Here is a 17,752-nt window from a genome sequence, read left to right as displayed (position 1 = left end):
TCAGTACGCCGCCTGTCCATCAGACGCTGTCAAGCTGGGGTGATCCCGTGATGCAACTGTGCGACGTCGGGGTGAGCACGCGTGCGCGACTTCCACGCGTTCTCACCGTACGTCGAGAAGATCGGGTTGTCCGGATCTGCCTCGACTCCCCGCGATCGCGCGGCGAGTTCTTCGGGCAATGACACGATCGGTACGACGGCATCCAGCGCAGGGCTCAGAAAGAACGGAACCGACAGCCGGTCGACTCCGGGTTCGGGTGCCAACACACGGTGGCGGGTCGCGCGGAGGTACCCCTGCGTCGCGACTTCGAGAAGCTCGCCGATATTGACGATAAAGGAGCCGTCGAGTGGTGGCACGTCGATCCACTCGTTCGTCGCCAGCTCGACTTGCAGACCCCGTGAACCGGGTTCGACGAGCAACAGCGTCAAGACCCCGGAATCCTTGTGCGCACCGACACCCTGCGGGTTCTCCGCACTACCCGGGTACCGAACAACTTTCATCAAGGTTGCAGGATGGTGCGCGAAGGCGTCGTCGAACACGCCTTCGTCCGCGCCGAGCGCCAGTGCCCACTGGCGCAGCAGTCGTAGACCGACGGCGGACATGCCCTGTCCCCAGGCAGTCAAGGCAGGCTCGAGTTCAGGCAGAGCCGAGGGCCAGAGGTTCGGGCCTTGTAGGTTCCAGTAGCCCTCGGCGTCGGTGATCGGCTCACGTTCCGGACCGATGTCGATTTGTTCGCGCCAGTCACGTGCGCCGTTGGTGAGTTCACCCCCGAGTCGCGAGTAGCCACGGAAGTGCGGGCTCTTCAGTTGTGAAATCTCGTTCTTCTCCTCGTCACCCAATGCGATGAATCGGCGAGCCAAGGCGAAGATCTCCTCAGCCTTCTCCTTCGACACACCGTGTCCGACGAGGTAGAAGAAGCCTGACTCGTGCGCTGCCGCCAGGAGCTCCGAGCGAAAGGTGTCGGGGTCGCCTTCGGCGGCCGCCAAGTCGAGTACCGGAAGCATGGTTTTCAGTATCGGCTCGCCAACCACTTCACGCCACCAGTTCTCCATCACTTAGCCCTTGCGCTAACTATCCAAGGGCTGATACTTTGCCTTATGGCTCAGCAAACAGCCCATCTCGACGATGTCTTCCAGGCGCTGTCCGATCCCACCCGCCGTGCCGTAATCGACAGACTCGGACGCGGCCCGGCGAGCGTCAGCGAACTCGCCGAGCCGTTCGACATGGCGCTTCCTTCATTCATGAAGCATGTTCGAGTACTGGAACAGGGCGGCTGGATCACGACGAACAAAGTTGGTCGGGTGCGCACCTGCACACTCGACGCGACGCCATTCTCGGCCGTCGAAAGCTGGCTGCAGCATCAACAAGAAATCTGGGAAGCCCACACCGACCGCCTCGAACGGTTCGTCACCCATCAGGAGTAGAACGCCATGACACAGTCGACAACATCCTCGCTCGATCTCACCGTTTCCCGCATCATCAAGGCCCCGCGAGCCACAGTATGGGCAGCTTGGACGACACCATCCCAACTCGAGCAGTGGTGGGTGCCCGCACCGGCCTCGTCACGAGTTGTAGACCTCGAACTGATTCCCGGTGGCTCATTCGTCACCGAGATCAGTGATGACGGAATCGAATTCGGTCCACACATCGACGGCTGCTTCCTTGCCGTCGACGCACTGGAACGACTGGTGTTCACCACAGCACTCGTCGGTGGGTGGCGCCCCGCCACGCAGCCGTTCGTCACGGCGTCGATCACGTTCGCCGACCATCCAGAAGGCACCGAGTACACCGCACTGGCGATGCACAAGGACGCCGCCGACGCCGCCCAGCACCAAGATCTCGGCTTCTACGACGGATGGGGAACGGTGACACGCCAGTTGGCAGAGTTCACCGAACGCTGACGCATCCGGAGCGCATCACCCAAGAATCGCGGACCCTTGACGGTGTTCTACGCATGTCGTAATCTACAACCAAATGGTTGTAGATGAAGTCAGTGACGCCGACCTCGATCGCCTGTTCCAGGCGTTCGCCGATACCACTCGGCGAGACATCGTGTCGCGGGTACTCACCGGAGAGCATTCGGTGTCCGGCCTTGCTGCTCACTACTCCATGAGTTTCGCAGCCGTGCAGAAACACGTTGCGATATTGGAACGCGCTTCGGTCGTGAAGAAGGAGAAGCGCGGACGGGAGCAAATCGTGCGAATTCACTTGCTGGGCATCGAAAGAGCACGAGCACTGCTGGCCGAGTACGAAACGATCTGGCGACAGCGCGTGGATCGAATTGCCGACATTCTCACCGAGGACGAGGGAGACCCTTCATGACTGTGATCAGCACGAAACAGAACGCCGAGGAACTGAGCTTCACCATCGTCGCCGAGTTCGATGCGAAAGTCGAACGTGTGTGGAAGATTTGGGAGGATCCACGTCAGTTGGAGCGGTGGTGGGGACCCCCGACTTGGCCCGCAACCTTCGAACTGCTCGAGTTCACCCCGGGCGGCAGAGCCAACTACTACATGACGGGACCGGACGGCGAAAAGGCCCGCGGCTGGTGGCATTTGACGTCGATCGATGCGCCCAGAACACTTGCTTTCGATGATGGATTCGCCGACGACAACTGGGAGCCGGTCGAGTCGCTCGGTACCACCCACGCGGTCGTCACGCTCGACGACATCGAGGGTCGAACCAGAATGACCATCACGTCGAAGTTCGAGAGCGCCGATCAAATGCAGAAAATGATCGAGATGGGCATGGAAGAAGGCATGACGCTCGCGATGGGGCAGATCGACGACATCCTGCGCTGACTCGTCCCCACGCTTCAGGACGACGCCCACACTCCCAATTCGTTTCCGCTCGGATCGGTGAAATGAAAGCGGCGTCCACCGGGAAACTCGTACGGCCCGTTCACCACTGCACCACCAGCAGTGGTGACAGCGACGACGGATGCATCCAGATCGTCCGAGTACAGGAGCACCAGGGGCCCACCCGACGGCTGAGGCTCGGCGACCTGCGCCAGGCCGCCGACCTCGTCGCCGTCTGCACCTTTGATGCCTGCGTATGCAGGGCCGTACTCGTTGAACTCCCAGCCGAAAGCCGCCGAACAGAAGTCACGGGCAGCGCTCAGATCCGTGACGGATAGTTCGACATAATCGATTCGATGGTGCGCGTTGTCGGTCATCCCGCGACCATACCCAGAGCCTCCGACAGAAGAATTGTCTATTCCGGGATCGAGCTGACGGTGAACGGCTCGACCGGTTCGCCCCCACGCTTGTCGAACTGACTGTTCACCACGAGGAGCCTGTCCTCGGTCGCAGCTACCGTCGTCGGGTAAGCGAACGACGCGTCGGTGATCTCATCGACGACACGACCGGACCTGCCGTCGTCGGCCAGATCGACCCGAGCGATGACGCCGTCACGGTTGCGCACCACGTACAGCGTGTCGTCATCGAGTTCGAGACCGTCCGCGTTCGTCAGCGTCGTGCCGCCAAGATCGACCTGAGTGATGTCCTTCGATCGGGCGTCGATGCGGTACAGATTTCCGGTCGAGGACTGCGCCACGACGAGCGCGTCGTCGTCCACCTCGACGATGCCGTTCGCGTTGAACCCCTCGACGTACGCGAAGGGAGATCCGGTGAAGTCGACGAACACTTCCAGCGGTCCGTCCTGTGCACCGTCGCGCACTTGCTCGGCGGGGATTCGGAACAGCGCGGGACTGCGAGAGTCGGTGACGAATGCATCGCCGTTGTCTGCGATCACGACATCGTTGAGGAAGGTTGCGTCCTCTCCGAGGCCGTTGGCGAAGGTCCCCACCAGTGCCCCGGACATACTGTCGTACACCCAGACCTTGCCCGTCGCGCCGCCTGCGATCACCAGCCTGTTCACATCATCGACATCACCGTCGTCGTTGTCGTCGTTGTCGTCGTTGTCGTCATCACCGTCGGACACATCGATTCCTGCAGCCCCGGTGCGTCCGTCCGCACCGCCTGGCAGGAAGACCTCCAACTCGGATGTGCCGAGCCTCCCCCGGAACACAGCACCGTCTCCTGTCGACGTCACGTAGAACGTGTCGTCGTCCGCGGTGATGCCCTCGGGGAAGACATCAGATCCGGGCAGTGTGTACACATCGGCGCTCGACGGCACCTGCGCCTGCGCGGACTGCGCGGCCGAAGAACCCGCCGCCGAAGAACCGGTCGACTCGGCGGTGGGAGTGGGTTCGGAGGAACTACATGCGGTGATCAGAAGTGCGGTGGCGGCGATGGCTGATAGCGCAAGGGAGGCACGATTCACCCTCTCGAGTGTTCCATATGTCCGGTTGGCGCGACTCTCGTCGATCGTGCACGTCGTCGATTCCTGATGTCGATCGTCAGGCAGCGTCGACTACTCGCGGCTCACCCAGCTTGACGACGATGACGCCGGCGAGGATGAGAAGACCGCCGGCAACTTGGACTGCCCGCGGTGTCTCGCCGAGGAGCAGCCACGCGAACACCAGGGCGGAGAGAACTTCGGTGAGTCCGATGAACGACGCGAGGCGCGATCCGAGTCGCCTGATCGCGGCAATCCCGCAGACATACGCCACGGCCGCCGTCACGACACCGAGTCCGAGCACCGATATCCACCACGGCATCGTGACACCAGCGAGCAGCACGTCGTCTGCGGCAACGGAGAACGGCACGATTCCGACCAATCCTGCCAGCAGCAGGATGGTTCCGCCGCAGAGCAATCCGGCCGCTGCGAGCGTCAACGGCGGCAATCCGTTGCCATCGTCGGCCGACATGATCCAGTACACCGCAGCACCGGCCATCGCCGCGAGGGCCCATGCAAGACCCACTGGGTCGATGGATGCACCGGAGACGAGATCGAGGACGAGAATCAACCCGACGGCGGCAAGCGCAGCGCCTGCGACAGTCTTCAGAGTCGGACGTTGCTTGTGCCGCAACCACATCCATCCGATCACTGCGATCGGCGAGGTGAACTCGATCAGCAAGGCGACGCCCACCGGCATGTACCCAACGGCGTTGAAGAACGCCAGCTGACAACCAGCGACCGCGAATGCACCGTACGCGAGGATAATTCCAGCGTTGCTCGTCAACAGACCCCAGCGACCTCGCAACGCCACGATGCCCGGAATCAGCAGCACCGCAGCGGCGATGAGAATCCTGGATGTAACAGCAGCGCCGGCAGACCAACCCGCGTCGAGCAAGCTCTTCGCCAACGGCCCCGACAACCCGAACGCCGCGGAGGACACAACGGCAAGGCCGAGCCCCGAGACAAGCCGGGAGGACGGACGAACCGCGATGTCATTGGTCAACGAAGTCATGGACCATGACACTAGGGACCGCAGGGTAAGGTGTCAACATGGTTTTCACTCATGACACCGAGGGTGCGCTCACGTCGGCGGTCGCTCTGGTGAATTCCGGCGAGGACCCCGACACGCTCACCACGAGGGGACAGCTGTCGGCATTCTTCGTCGAGCAGGGTTACACCGGTCGCTTCGACGGCGACGAGGCCGAACTCGAGGCCGTCCGAAACCTGCGCCCGTCGCTACGTCGCCTGCTGACCAGCGATCGGGACTCGGCAGTGGAGCTCGTGAACACGATCCTGTCCGACGCTCGTGCCCTGCCGAGACTGGTCCGCCACGGGGAGATGGACTGGCATCTGCATGCGGTGAGCGACGACCGCCCCCTCGCCGACCGCATCGCCGTCGAAACGGCGATGGCGATGATCGACGTCATCCGCGCCGATGAACTGTCACGGCTCGATATCTGCGCGGCAGACTGCGACGGCATCGTTCTGGATCTCTCGCGCAACCGTTCACGCAAGTTCTGCAGTACGGCGTGCGGCAACCGCGAGGCCGTCGCGGCCTACCGGACCCGGAAATCCGGCATCTGAGCTGACTGCGCTCGGAGTTACCGCCCGGCGTCACTTTCCACGCACGATCGGGACGCTACCCGCACCCACAGCGCCAACGAGATCAACGCGATCACCTCGGCCACGACCAGTATCCGCTCGACGTAGCCGAGTGTCACGACCCGGTACCACGGAGTCGTCGACGTCATCCCGACGAACAGTGCGTAGACGATGGGGAGCAACGACGCGACCGCCAGCGCCGCGAGCAACGCAGTCGCCCTGGCCCAGGAACCCCAACGAGCGTCTCGCAGCCACGGCCTCGCGAAGGCGATCACCGCGACGGGGATGCTGATGAATGCCACGGCGGCACCCAACCTGTGGACTGCGCCCCCGATTCCGAGAGTGGCGTCGTTGCTCCAATCCTGCTTGGGCACTGCAATGACTGCGACAAGTCCGACGGTCCACAGCATCAGAGCGATCGACGCCGTCGACGACACGGCCGTCATACCGTGCCGAACGGCAGCGGCAAGCGTCGCCGCCGACCCGATTGCCAACAACAGCACTCCGACGAAGAAGACCCATTGCTGAGCGCCGAGTCCGTACTCACTGATCGTCCGCCGCAGGTGCTCCGCGTTGCTCGAGGCGGTGTGCAGATCGAGCACGAGCACGATGAGAGCGCCGAGGACTATCGATGCTGCGCCGAACGAGGCGGGCCGGGGAAGGCGAGCGGAATCAAGCGTCACCGCCTCCACTGTGCCCGACTGCCTGGCATAGTGCCTGCCGTCGCGGCAGCCATGACCCCATCACAGCTCGTCGAGCCCTATCAAGCCGTCCTGAATTGCCCGTGCCAACAACGAAGCTTTGGTCGGTGCGGGACGACCGGCACGGTGGTACTTCGTGCGGATCCGACTTAGGTGCGTATTCACGGTCCCAGGTGCGATAAACAGTGCCTGCGATACAGCCGACTTGTGGTCGCTCCTGATCCACGTCAGCAGAACTTCGACTTCGCGAGTACTTAGCCCCGGGTCGGTCCGACGCGGCTGCCCCGTCGGATTCGGCGACTGGATGCGACAAGAGCGGAAAGGCACGGCGACACTCATTGATCGTCCTTGATGTCCGGGCGCCGCCGAATTCGATCGGAGGCGCGAGTGCGTGGTCGGAAATCAATGAAATCTCAGAAGCGCCGCAAGTTCACTCCACCACCTGAGTGTGCACACACTCAGGTGACAGTGAAAACTCTCACCGAACGCTGTGAACTGCACGCTCGTGCCATACAGTGACAATCCGACACGACAGCGGAGTTCGATAGGGGGCCACGTTGACCGACTACGACGGTCCAACTCGCCAATTCATCGACGCAGGGATTCGATTCCTGGTGAGCAACCCCAGACACGTGCTCGCCCGGGGGTTGCGCAGCGAGGACATCGCCCACGATGCGAACGCGTCACAGGCAACATTCTTCAGGAAATTCAACACCAAAGCCGATTTCATCGATGCCGTCGTCACTGAGCTCACCAACGTCGAACGTGTCTCGGCCGAGGACGTCGAATACGCCATCGATACGACGATGCAGGCCCACGAGAATTCGCTGCGCCCCGCCGTGCTCGCAATCGTCAACCGCTGGTTTGCCGGCCTCACGGATGACACGTCGACAGCAACCGACCAACTTGCCCGAGTATTCGGCAACGACTACGCAATCAAGACCGACTACGCGAGACGGGACAGGCTGGCTCTCACCGCATTCGAAGCGTTGTTCCGTACGACGGATGCGGCGTTGAGGCGTCCGTTCACCAGCCGAACATTTGCGATGACGGTGAATGCGTTACTCGACGGCTTCCGCAGCAGAAGTGGAGTCGACCCAGATGCGGTATCGGCCGATACGGTAGCAAGCGCCATTCTGGCCCTGATCGGTTCCGCCGTCGACACTTCTGGTAGCCACGAGCACCTGGACGACATGCTCGAGCCCATCGAGGGTCCGATTCTCACACCGATGCCGCGGGACCCCCGCGCAGCCATCATCGAGGCAGCCCGAACTGAACTCGGCAAGCGTGGCTACTTCATGACGAGGCTCGACGACATCGCCGACGACGCCAGCGTTCCGCGTGCCGCGCTGAAAAAGCTGTTCCCGACGAAGCTGCACATACTCGTGGCCGCGCTGCAAGCCAAAGTCGACGCGCTGCGGGAAAGCGTGGCCGACGACCTGCTGATCGGGTTGGACGACGTCACGATCATCGACAACTTCCTACTCCGTTGTGCTCAGCTCGCCGCAAACGAAAGTGCTTTCATGGACGCACTGTTGGTGGCTGTCGCTCACGACACATACGGCGAACCCGAGGGCATGATGTCGGTGAAGCAGAAGCTGAATATTCCTGCGATCATCGGGCCCGTCATCCAGCGGGGGCAGGACAACGGCACCCTTGCGCTCATCGGCACGCCCGCGGATCTGGCAGCAGGCATCACCAACACCCTCCTCATGCGATGTTTCACACGGCGAAACCTCAGCCCCGAGGAGAACGCGGAATTCGTCGGGGACTTGCTCCTTCGCGGCTTGAAGCAGCCTCAATAGACAACCCGGAACCACGATTCGGTTTCCCCCGGAAGCTGTTCCATTCGCACCACGCCGCCGCCTGGACGGTCGAACAACCGCACCCCATCACCGAGCAGAACCGGTGCTGTGAAGACGAGAATCTCGTCGAGCATCTGCTGTTCGATGCACTGCCGCGCAACGTCCGCTCCCAAGATGTTGACGTACTTGTCCCCCGCCATCTCCTTTGCCATGTCGACGGCGGATTCCAGATCGGTTGCGACGGCCACTCCCTCGGGCGGCGAGTGAGGCGGACGATGAGTCAGCAGTACGACCGGTCCGTCGTACTGCCCTCCGAAGGCTCCTTCCGCGTCGGTATCACGGTTCGGATCGTCACCGAAGAACGTGACGGCACCACACACGATTGCGCCAATCTGCTCGAGTAGGCGGTCCGCGGTCTCGTTCTTCTCGCCCACGTGCTCGGACAGCCACGACATGTCACCGCCGGGACCGGCGATGAAACCGTCGACCGACATCGTTGCGGAGTACAGGAGCTTGGCCATGATTCTTCCCTTCGTCGCAGTCGTTCAGTAAAGACTTCCAGCGCGGGAAGAACTCATCGTGGCTTCGTCGCTCGTTAACAAAACGAATGGTATCAATAGACATCTCGGTGACCGCCGGAGACGATCTCTACCCGAACGAGGACCATGACCGAGCATGCACCGCCGCGACGGCACGACGCCGTGATGACCACTCTGGCCATCACCTCGATCGTCGCAACAGGAATCGTCGTCGCCGGTCTGACCGCCACACCGGCGGAGCCGGAGCTGACGGTGCAGCCTGTCGCACCGGCATCGGAGAACCCGACGCCGGCCGAGGAGTACGAGTACGTCACCCCGGAGGTGGAGTACCCGACCACGATCCCCGGATGTGACACCGTCGACGAGCCGGTGGATTCGACGTACTCGTCGTACTTCGGAACGGTCGCGCAGAGCTACGACAACCCGATCGCGCCATGGTTCAGTGGCCCGAAAGCGCATATTATGTCGCAAGCACTCCTCGCTGCACTCCCGTCGGGAATCACGTTCCAGGACGGCGTTATTCCGTATTTCGATCCGATTCCAGTCTACGAGGGTATGACCGAGGAGACTGCGATCGATTCGACGAGTGCCTACGGATCGATTCGTACCGCCACCGGAGATGGCTACCTCAGCGTCGGCGTCGGCCAATCCGACCGCGGCGTACCACCCTGCATCGCAGGCGATGTCGACGAACGGACGACCATGTCCGACGGTTCCGTGGTCGACACCCTGACCACTTGGTACGAGGTCAACGGAGATCGCACCTACGAGCGCAATGCCATCGCCTATCGTCCCGACGACTCCGTGGTGTCGGTCTACACATCGGTTCCAGCCGAGGAAGACGCTCTTCCGCTCTCTCGGGACGAGCTGATCGACATAGTCACCGCGCCCGGACTGGACACCTCCACCGCTCCCCCACCCGGCACCCCGGGAAGTATCTCGGAATGCAGCCCGTCCACGCAGACCGAATCGACCCGCGAGTACACCGCTACCGACATCGCAACACTCGATTCCGCTCTGCGTCAAGCTGATACAGCTGCTCTTGCACCATCGCCACCGCTCGGATCACTGCGCACGAGCGGTTGGGGCGGCGGGCTCTGCCAGGTCGTGAACAGCGCGGCAGGTGTTCTGACCATCGCGATCAGCGATGACCCGCAACCCGATCCCGGCTACGTCACGACCGGCTCCACCGTGTCATTGCCGTCGCCTTCCGGGATGGGGATAACGATCACCACCGAGCTTCCCTGGGAACGCGCGGATCTCGAAAGGCTCGCTCTTACGCCAGGATTGGACCTTCCATGAAACCCTCTGCGCAACGTGCCATCGCGGGCGCCGTCGCCGTCGTCACGGTATCTGCGGCCGCGGTGGTCCTGATGCAGGACCGATCGACGACGATCAAGCGCATCACCGACGCCTCCCCTGCCGCTCCCGGAGTGGCCTGGGTGACGGAAGTGTCGGCCAGCGGAATCGACGGCGCGACGTTCTCCGATCCACGAACCGGATCGATGTATCCCTGGGGCCCTGGTTCGATACGCATCGACGACATGTTGCTCACGCTCGCGGTCGCCCCGGATGGTGATGGTATGAATTCGGACGCCGTCATGGTCGCCGTCGAGACGGCCAGCGGCGCCGTGATGTGGACGTCGCCGGCGTTCGAACTCGCATCGTGCGCAGAGCAGCCGCTGGACGGCATGCTCGTCTGCTATCGACCGTCGTACGGCGAACAACCCGGCCTGGTCACCTTCGATCTGTCAACGGGTGCGTCGAACACGATCGAGACCGCGCCCGAGATCGTCGCCGCGACAGTCGCCAACGATCGCCTGTACATCGCCGAGGGCGACCTCGAGGGCGCCGACGTCACACTCCACCGCGGAACGCTGGACGACTACGACGCGGATTGGAGCACCCCGATTGCGGTGTCGGCCGGATGGGAAGATCAATACGCCGACCGGCTGATGGTGGGTCCCGAGGTCGGTAGTTTCGACGTAGGTGGGAGCTTTGCCACTTTCGATGCGCAGACCGGCGAGGAGATCTGGTCGACCGACATCCTCGACGACTGCATGATCGCTCAATACCGAACAGCGGGCGATCTGGCAGTGGCGTCCGACTTCGATTGCGATGCGAGCTCTTCCGCCACTACCGGGTCGACCGCTCTGAACCGAAGTGGAGAGGAACTGGCAACCTACTCCGGCCCCGCCGAGCACTACCTGTCGATAGACGAGCCCGCCGACCTGAGCATTCCCATTGTCCTGGGCGATACAGCATTCGATCGGACAACCGGACAAGAGCTGTGGCGCAACGATCTTCTCGTCTTCGACGATACGGGAGACGAATACAACGAACCCCGAACGAGAGGGACGTTGGTCGCTCTTGTCGGAGACGTCGGCATCCTCCGCTTCGACGACAACACGGTCGGCATCGATCTCCGTACCGGAGGGCAGCTGTGGACTTCGGCCGAAACATGGTCCCTGATGGCTCACGATCGGGACTCGGTCGTCGCCTACAGCGATGGTGCGCTCGTCGCCCTCGACTCTCACACCGGACATCAGCTGTGGTCGGCCGAATTCGCCAAGATGACCGGCGACCCCGGAACCTCGTTCGAGACTTACGTCGGCGGAGGTGGTGGCACGTACATCCTGCAGTCGGGATCGACGCTGGCGGAGCTGTCGCCCCTGCCGTCGTGACACCGGGTGCCGACCAGCCCACGGCGATATGGCTACTATGACGCTTGGCATAGAACCACTGCAGACGGGGAGAGCAATGAATGAGGCTTCGAACACGACCCACCCCTTCGACGACGCGTTGGAGCTTCACAGCATCACCCCCGGCGTCTACCTGGGCCGCACGTCAGCGCCCTACAACAACATGGTCGGCCCGTTCGGTGGTCTCACCGCGGCGACCTTCATCAGGGCTGTCGAGCAACATCCGGACCATCTCGGGGACCCGGTGTCGCTGACCATCAACTTTGCCGGCCCGGTCGCCGAAGGTGAGTTCGAGATCTCCACTCGCGCGGTGCGCACGAACCGTAGTAACCAACACTGGTATCTCGAGCTCAGCCAGAACGGCGAGGTCGCAACGAGCGCGACGGCCGTGTTCGGCACCCGTCGCGAGACGTGGGACGACGACGAAGCCTCGCCGCCGTCAGTGCCTGCACCATCCGAACTCGAGGCCGGTGGCCTCCCTGAGTTCATCGCCTGGGCGCGAAACTACGAGATGCGATTTTCCGCCGGGGCGTTGAACGAACAGGAATCCCCCGACTCGGCCATAGCGCTCTGGGTCCGAGACACACCCTCGCGTGCACTCGATTTCGCCTCGCTCACCTCGATGTGCGACATCTTCTACCCCAGGGTCTTCCAGCGGCTCGGCAAATACGTTCCCGCTGGCACGATCTCACTGACTATCCACTACTTCGCCACCGCCGAGGATCTCGAGACGCAGTCCGATTCATTCGTACTCGCGCACGCCCAGTCCCGACGCTTCCACCGGGGATATTTCGACCAGTCTGCCGAACTGTGGAGCAGCGACGAAAAGCTATTGGCCACAAGCCATCAGGTCGTCTACTACAAGAGCTGAGGCTTACGCCATCTGAACGCCGGCAATTTCTTCGACCCCGCCCTTGCCGTCGAACGACAGCTGACGGAACGCGACCTTCTCGACGAAGAAGCGATCGTGGCTCACCAGGATCACCGCGCCGGGAAACGCCATCAGAGCGCGCTCGAGGACCTGGGTGCTCTGCAGGTCGAGGTGGTTGGTCGGCTCGTCGAGCACGATCACGTCGGCGCCGAACAACAGGCACTGCGCCAACGCCACTCGCGCTTTCTGACCGCCGGAGAGCACACCGATACGCGTCTTGAGATCCATCTCGGAAAACTGCAGCAGCGTCAGGAAGCGATTGACTTCCTTCTTCGTGGCAGTCAATGCGAGGCTGTCGGGCATCGCGTTGACCGAATGGGTGACGGTGTCGTCGAGGTCGAGATCGGCAAGCACCTGGTTGTAGTAGATGAACGACGGCGCCTTCGTCTTCCACTTGATCTTGCCGCTGTCCGGTTGCTCCGCACCGGTGAGGATGTCGACCAACGTCGTTTTTCCGCAGCCGTTCGGACCCGTGATGGCGATCCGGTCGCCCCGGTGAATGCTGAAAGACACATCACGGAACAATTGTTGTTCACCATAGCTTTTCGAGAGCCCGGAGATCTCGGCCAAATTGTCGTGCACGTGCAGTCCGCCGTAAATTGCGGTGACGACGGTATCGACCGGCCTGGGGTTCTTGCTCTTCTTGATGTTCGCGAGTCGGCGCTTGAGCACGCCGCTCGGATTCTTGACCGCCTCTTTGCGATCACTGATCGCTTCCTGCTCGTACGCCAACAGCTGCTGTTCGTTGCTGAACTCGCGCTCGAGATTCTTGAGCCGAAACTGTTTCTGCTGAACGTAATCGGAGTAGGTGCCGTCGTACGTCTGGAGGTGGTGGTTCTCGATCTCGACGATACCGGTGACGACTTGCTCGAGGAAGTGACGATCGTGCGATACGACGAGGAGCGCACCGCGGAAGTCGCGGAGCCACCGTTCGAGCCACGCAATACCGGCTACGTCGAGGAAGTTGGTCGGCTCGTCGAGTAGCAATACGTCGGGCGATTCGATGAGAATCTTGGCGAGCGCGGCGCGATTTCGCCAGCCGCCGGACAACCGGCCGACGGGTAGTTCGCGTCGTTCGGCATTGAATCCGAGCATCGAGAGCACGGTGTCGATCTGCTGGTGGTACGTCCAGCCACCACTGTTCTCCATGGCATCCAGCAGTTCCGCCTGGCGATCGACCAGCGCGTACATCTGTTTTTCGTCGAGGTCGCCGCCGAGTGCAGCTTCGACCTCGGCGAGTTCGAGTTCGACCTTGTGCACCGCGCCGAACAGCGATTCGAGCTCTGCTTGGATGCTGCGATCACCGTCGAGTTCGGAGAACTGGGAAAAGTAGCCGATTCGCGCCCCTTCGGTCACATCGACCGTGCCGGTGTCGGGCGCTTCACGGCCCAGCAGGAGTTGCAGCAGTGTCGTCTTACCGGTGCCGTTGCGCCCGATCAGACCGATGCGATCGCCGTCTGCGAGGCGAAAGAACACCTCGCGCAGCATCACCTTGCCGTCGTATCCCTTGGCGACGTCGTTCAAGCGGATCCAACTCACGGTGAAGCAACTCCTGGGATGCGGGGGCCTGCGGTTCGATCACTCTAGCCGTCGGAGCACCTCGGGCACCCCAGCAGCGACACCGGTACGTCGGTGCCACCATCGTTACGTGTTCGTGTCCAGGACCGAAAAAAGGGCTTTGGTGTGGTGTTTCACGGACGAAACCCGAGATTCGCTCGGCCATAGGCGAACCGTTCACCGATGGCACGTACGTCTACCGTGCTACGTTCGGCGACGGTAAAGAAATGCAAAAAAACAGAACAATACCGTCGACCGGCCGACACGACGCTTCGCCGCGAAGAAGTGTGTCGGACCAGTGTCTCGACAGTGACCGGAAGGCCTGGCCCCATGGCACATACCGTGCTGAACAACTTCTCGACCCGTCGAATTGTCACCGTGCTCGGCGGCGCCGCCCTCGTTGCCGCAAGCTTCACTGCGTGCACATCGACCACACCAGCCGACGGGGAAGACCGACTTCAGTCGCTCCGTGACGCCGGGACCATCACGGTCGGAGTTGCGGGCGAAGCGCCCTACAGTTTCGAGGAGAACGGTGAATTGACCGGCGCCACAATCGCTTTGCACAAACGAATTTTCGGGAATCTGGGCATCGACACTGTCGAGGGTGTCAATGCCGACTTCGGCGCTCTGATCCCCGGCTTGCAGGCCAACAGATTCGACGTGGTCAGCGCAGGAATGTCCATTCTCCCTCAGAGGTGCGAACAGGCCGCGTTCGGCGATCCCGAATTCAATTACACGACGGCGCTGATGGTTCCCGCTGGAAACCCAGCCGGTTTGACCGACATGCAGTCGGTCGCCGATAGCGGACTTCGACTCGCGACGATGACAGGTGCCATCGAATCCGATTACGCCCAAGCATTGGGAATCGCGAGCACTCAGGTCGCGTCTCCGCAAGACGGCATGGACGCCGTGACCTCGGGCCGCGCCGACGTGTTTGCCCTGACCGCGATTTCGTTGAACTGGATGAAGACCAACAACCCCGACGCACCGGTCGATGTCACCGAGTCGTTCGTCGCCACCATCGACGGCGAACCGCAGGTCGGTGCAGGTGCCACGGTCTTCCGCACCGATGACACCGAACTTCTGGCCGCATACAACGAGGAGCTCGCCAAGATCACCTCGGACGAGGACGAGTACCTCTCTGTAGTCGGCGAATTCGGTTTCACTGCTGAGGAACTCCCCGACCCGAGCTTGACCACCGCAATTCTGTGCGAGGGATGAGTCGTTCGGCGAACTGAGCTCACATGAACGACAACATCGACACCTTCCTGGATTCGTGGCCGCGAATCCAGGAAGGAATGCTCACCACCATCTACCTCACTCTCGGCGGGGCGGCTCTCGCGTTCGTGTTGGCGATCGTCCTCGGACTCGCGGCCGGAAACCGTCACCTGTACGTACGCGGACCGTCGCGCGTCGTCGTAGAGTTCTTCCGCGGGACATCGCTGCTCGTGCAGTTGTTCTGGCTCTTCTATGTGTTGCCGCTACTCGGCTATCAACTCGACTCGATGTTCTGCGCAATCTTGGCCCTCGGGTTGAACTACGGCGCCTACGGTGCCGAGGTCGTCCGGGGGTCGATCGCCGCAGTTCCGAAGCCGCAGTGGGAGGCCGCACTCGCCTTGAACTTCACCGCGTGGCAACGCTTGCACCGGGTCGTGTTTCCTCAAGCCTGGGTGCAGATGATCCCGCCGCTCACGAACCTGCTGATCCAACTTCTCAAAGGCAGTGCTCTGGCGAGTTTCGTCCTACTGCAGGATCTGACCTATCAGATCGAGCAGCTGCGTCGGGGAACGGGCGATACGTTGTTCGCGTTCGGTATCGGCTTGATCCTCTACTTCGTCATCGCCTACATCCTCACGTTGTTCATGAACGTGCTCGAGGTCCGTGCCAAGGGGCGCCTCGGAAGCGGGCCGTCGTTACGTGAAGTACTGAGCCTGCGCCCGGAGCGGATCGATCAGAACGTGGGGGTGGGTCGATGACCGCCAACTGGAGCTGGGATCGCGCCTTCGATTCCCTTCCCTTCTTGCTGGAGGGCTTCAAGATCACCCTCCTGGCAACCGTCATCGGATTTGTCGTCGCGGCCGTTCTCGGTCTCGTGATCGCAGTCATTCGTCATGCGGGACCGAAGATCGTCACGGTTCCACTCAGGATGGTCACCGAGTTCATTCGGTTGACCCCGTTGATAGTGCAGCTGCTGTTCGCGTACTACTTGCTGCCACAGTTCTCAGCACTTCAGATCGGTATCGCCGTCCTGGGGATCCACTATTCGACGTACATGGCAGAGGTGTACCGAGCTGGCATCGACGCGGTGCCACCCGGTCAGTGGGAGGCTGCAACTGCGCTGTCGCTGCCCAGCACGCGGACGTGGAGAGCCGTCGTACTTCCACAGGCGATCAGAAGCACGACGCCCGCCCTGGGCAACTACGCGATCTCGATGTTCAAGGACACACCCTTCCTGTTCGCGATCACCGTCGTGGAACTGGTGACCGCCGCGCAGCAATACGGCGCTCGTACGTTTCAGTACCTCGAACCGATCACGATGGCCGGCGTCATCTTCCTGTTGGCCAGCTACCCGACATCGATCTTGATCAGAAGACTGGAGAAGTCCCTTGCCTACTAGAGCGTGTCTCCCAAATTTGAGAGGTGCTGTCAGCGATGATATTTCGATGACGCGCGTGGGAGTGATCAGTGACGAGTTCTGGGAGATCGTCGAGCCAGTGATACCCACCGACGTGGGAAAACGTGGGCGGCGGTTCGCCGAGCACCGGCGAATTCTGGAGGGCATCGCATACCGATTCCGTACCGGGTGTCCGTGGCGAGATCTGCCGGAGGACTTCGGTCCGTGGCAGACGGTGTGGAAACGCCACCACCGATGGTCCTTCGATGGCACCTACGACGAGATGCTTGCCGCGGTGGCCGAGGTGTTCGGTCTCGACCCGGAAGAACTCGACGGCGATATCGGGGCGGTGCTCTCGATCGACTCGACCAGCGTCCGGGCGCATCAGCATGCGGCCGGTGCGCGAGCCGACACTCTCACAGGGGGCCTTGTCGAATTACAAGAAATCCGTCGACGAACCCGCTGACCACGCGTTGGGTCGATCTCGCGGAGGATTCACCACGAAGATCCATGCACTGACCGACCTGACGTGCTCGCCGGTGACGATGCTGCTGACCGGTGGGCAAGCCGGGGACAATCCACAGTTGGTGCCGTTGCTCGATGCCCACCGAGCTGCCGGTGGGGACCAGGACTACCGATTGCTCGCCGACAAGGCGTACACCCATCCCAGTACCCGCACCGAACTGCGTCGCCGCAAGATCAAACACACCATTCCCGAGCGCAGCGACCAGAAGCAGCGACGGGCCGACAAGGGGTCCGCCGGTGGTCGTCCACCGGGTTTCGATCCGACGATGTACAAGCACCGCAACACCGTCGAGCGTGGCTTCGGGCGGCTCAAACAGTGGCGTGGTGTGGCCACTCGATATGACAAGTACGCCATGACATTCCTCGGGGGCGTTGTCCTGTGCGCGGCAGTTCTGCACTCCCGCAACCACAACCACCGCCCGGCGATGAAAACGAAAACGGACCCAATTTAAGAGACACGCTCTAGTGAAGAGC

20 protein-coding genes and 1 pseudogene are annotated in these 17,752 nt (G+C 62.0%); 13 read left to right on the top strand and 8 right to left on the bottom strand.

What is annotated here, in order from left to right:
• Nucleotides 1-29: 29 nt before the first annotated feature.
• Entirely contained in the window at nt 30-1,004 is a 975-nt protein-coding gene (locus WDS16_RS04080; protein ID WP_338890701.1) for an isopenicillin N synthase family dioxygenase, read from the bottom strand.
• 93 nt (nt 1,005-1,097) lie between these two features.
• Between WDS16_RS04080 and WDS16_RS04075 the strand changes: the two genes are divergently transcribed.
• The 4 genes from WDS16_RS04075 (at nt 1,098) to WDS16_RS04060 (ending at nt 2,801) form a co-directional block, all read left to right on the top strand.
• Complete coding sequence (locus tag WDS16_RS04075) at nt 1,098-1,424, top strand: metalloregulator ArsR/SmtB family transcription factor (protein WP_338890700.1); 327 nt, start codon at nt 1,098-1,100, stop codon at nt 1,422-1,424.
• A 6-nt stretch (nt 1,425-1,430) separates the two neighbouring features.
• Complete coding sequence (locus WDS16_RS04070) at nt 1,431-1,901, top strand: SRPBCC family protein (RefSeq protein ID WP_338890699.1); 471 nt, start codon at nt 1,431-1,433, stop codon at nt 1,899-1,901.
• A 73-nt stretch (nt 1,902-1,974) separates the two neighbouring features.
• Entirely contained in the window at nt 1,975-2,322 is a 348-nt protein-coding gene (locus tag WDS16_RS04065; RefSeq protein WP_338890698.1) for a metalloregulator ArsR/SmtB family transcription factor, read from the top strand.
• Nucleotides 2,319-2,801: an SRPBCC domain-containing protein gene (locus WDS16_RS04060; RefSeq protein WP_338890696.1), complete on the top strand. Its 483-nt coding sequence runs from the start codon at nt 2,319-2,321 to the stop codon at nt 2,799-2,801. Before WDS16_RS04065 ends, WDS16_RS04060 begins: the two co-directional genes overlap by 4 nt.
• 14 nt (nt 2,802-2,815) lie before the next feature.
• Here WDS16_RS04060 and WDS16_RS04055 read toward each other — a convergent pair whose 3' ends face one another.
• The 3 genes from WDS16_RS04055 to WDS16_RS04045 all read right to left on the bottom strand — a co-directional run bounded on the left by WDS16_RS04055 (nt 2,816) and on the right by WDS16_RS04045 (nt 5,314).
• Nucleotides 2,816-3,175, bottom strand: a complete 360-nt coding sequence (locus tag WDS16_RS04055; RefSeq protein WP_338890695.1) for a VOC family protein — start codon at nt 3,173-3,175, stop codon at nt 2,816-2,818.
• A gap of 38 nt (nt 3,176-3,213) precedes the next feature.
• On the bottom strand, nt 3,214-4,284 hold the full coding sequence (locus tag WDS16_RS04050) for a superoxide dismutase (protein ID WP_338890694.1): 1,071 nt from the start codon (nt 4,282-4,284) through the stop codon (nt 3,214-3,216).
• Between the two features lie 76 nt (nt 4,285-4,360).
• Nucleotides 4,361-5,314 (bottom strand): DMT family transporter, encoded by a 954-nt coding sequence (locus WDS16_RS04045; protein ID WP_338890692.1) that lies wholly within the window; start codon nt 5,312-5,314, stop codon nt 4,361-4,363.
• Between the two features lie 38 nt (nt 5,315-5,352).
• Between WDS16_RS04045 and WDS16_RS04040 the strand changes: the two genes are divergently transcribed.
• On the top strand, nt 5,353-5,886 hold the full coding sequence (locus WDS16_RS04040; protein ID WP_338890690.1) for a CGNR zinc finger domain-containing protein: 534 nt from the start codon (nt 5,353-5,355) through the stop codon (nt 5,884-5,886).
• A 17-nt stretch (nt 5,887-5,903) separates the two neighbouring features.
• Here the strand turns inward: WDS16_RS04040 and WDS16_RS04035 are convergent, their stop codons facing one another.
• A complete protein-coding gene (locus tag WDS16_RS04035; protein WP_338890689.1) occupies nt 5,904-6,587 on the bottom strand; it encodes a DUF998 domain-containing protein in 684 nt (227 codons plus the stop codon).
• Nucleotides 6,588-6,647: 60 nt separating this feature from the next.
• Nucleotides 6,648-6,944 carry a LuxR C-terminal-related transcriptional regulator gene (locus tag WDS16_RS04030; protein WP_422395754.1) on the bottom strand — a complete coding sequence of 99 codons (297 nt, stop codon included), beginning with the start codon at nt 6,942-6,944 and terminating at the stop codon, nt 6,648-6,650.
• A 218-nt stretch (nt 6,945-7,162) separates the two neighbouring features.
• On the opposite strand from WDS16_RS04030, the gene WDS16_RS04025 reads away from it, so the two are divergent.
• Nucleotides 7,163-8,410: a TetR/AcrR family transcriptional regulator gene (locus WDS16_RS04025; RefSeq protein ID WP_338890687.1), complete on the top strand. Its 1,248-nt coding sequence runs from the start codon at nt 7,163-7,165 to the stop codon at nt 8,408-8,410.
• On the opposite strand, the gene WDS16_RS04020 is transcribed toward WDS16_RS04025, so the two are convergent.
• A complete protein-coding gene (locus tag WDS16_RS04020; protein ID WP_338890686.1) occupies nt 8,404-8,931 on the bottom strand; it encodes a dihydrofolate reductase family protein in 528 nt (175 codons plus the stop codon). The genes WDS16_RS04025 and WDS16_RS04020 overlap by 7 nt on opposite strands.
• 144 nt (nt 8,932-9,075) lie before the next feature.
• Between WDS16_RS04020 and WDS16_RS04015 the strand changes: the two genes are divergently transcribed.
• The 3 genes from WDS16_RS04015 (at nt 9,076) to WDS16_RS04005 (ending at nt 12,522) form a co-directional block, all read left to right on the top strand.
• On the top strand, nt 9,076-10,251 hold the full coding sequence (locus tag WDS16_RS04015; protein ID WP_338890685.1) for a hypothetical protein: 1,176 nt from the start codon (nt 9,076-9,078) through the stop codon (nt 10,249-10,251).
• Complete coding sequence (locus tag WDS16_RS04010) at nt 10,248-11,633, top strand: PQQ-binding-like beta-propeller repeat protein (protein ID WP_338890684.1); 1,386 nt, start codon at nt 10,248-10,250, stop codon at nt 11,631-11,633. Before WDS16_RS04015 ends, WDS16_RS04010 begins: the two co-directional genes overlap by 4 nt.
• A gap of 76 nt (nt 11,634-11,709) precedes the next feature.
• Nucleotides 11,710-12,522 carry a thioesterase family protein gene (locus WDS16_RS04005; protein ID WP_338890683.1) on the top strand — a complete coding sequence of 271 codons (813 nt, stop codon included), beginning with the start codon at nt 11,710-11,712 and terminating at the stop codon, nt 12,520-12,522.
• 3 nt (nt 12,523-12,525) lie between these two features.
• Here the strand turns inward: WDS16_RS04005 and WDS16_RS04000 are convergent, their stop codons facing one another.
• Entirely contained in the window at nt 12,526-14,121 is a 1,596-nt protein-coding gene (locus tag WDS16_RS04000) for an ABC-F family ATP-binding cassette domain-containing protein (RefSeq protein WP_338890682.1), read from the bottom strand.
• Between the two features lie 348 nt (nt 14,122-14,469).
• On the opposite strand from WDS16_RS04000, the gene WDS16_RS03995 reads away from it, so the two are divergent.
• The 4 genes and pseudogenes from WDS16_RS03995 (at nt 14,470) to WDS16_RS03980 (ending at nt 17,730) form a co-directional block, all read left to right on the top strand.
• Nucleotides 14,470-15,360: an ectoine/hydroxyectoine ABC transporter substrate-binding protein EhuB gene (locus tag WDS16_RS03995; protein ID WP_338890680.1), complete on the top strand. Its 891-nt coding sequence runs from the start codon at nt 14,470-14,472 to the stop codon at nt 15,358-15,360.
• 23 nt (nt 15,361-15,383) lie between these two features.
• Nucleotides 15,384-16,115 carry an ectoine/hydroxyectoine ABC transporter permease subunit EhuC gene (gene ehuC, locus WDS16_RS03990; protein ID WP_338890679.1) on the top strand — a complete coding sequence of 244 codons (732 nt, stop codon included), beginning with the start codon at nt 15,384-15,386 and terminating at the stop codon, nt 16,113-16,115.
• The gene (ehuD, locus tag WDS16_RS03985) at nt 16,112-16,756 is read left to right on the top strand and encodes an ectoine/hydroxyectoine ABC transporter permease subunit EhuD (RefSeq protein WP_068374061.1); all 645 of its coding nucleotides are present in this window, start codon (nt 16,112-16,114) and stop codon (nt 16,754-16,756) included. The genes ehuC and ehuD overlap by 4 nt, the downstream gene beginning before the upstream one ends.
• Before the next feature lie 46 nt (nt 16,757-16,802).
• A pseudogene (locus WDS16_RS03980) lies at nt 16,803-17,730 on the top strand (IS5 family transposase).
• Nucleotides 17,731-17,752 lie beyond the last annotated feature (22 nt).

Origin of the sequence: Rhodococcus sovatensis, assembly GCF_037327425.1 — a bacterium.
Lineage (GTDB): Bacteria > Actinomycetota > Actinomycetes > Mycobacteriales > Mycobacteriaceae > Rhodococcoides > Rhodococcoides sovatense.
Note: the sequence above shows the minus strand (reverse complement) of the source record. Positions and strands in the feature narration are given on the sequence as shown.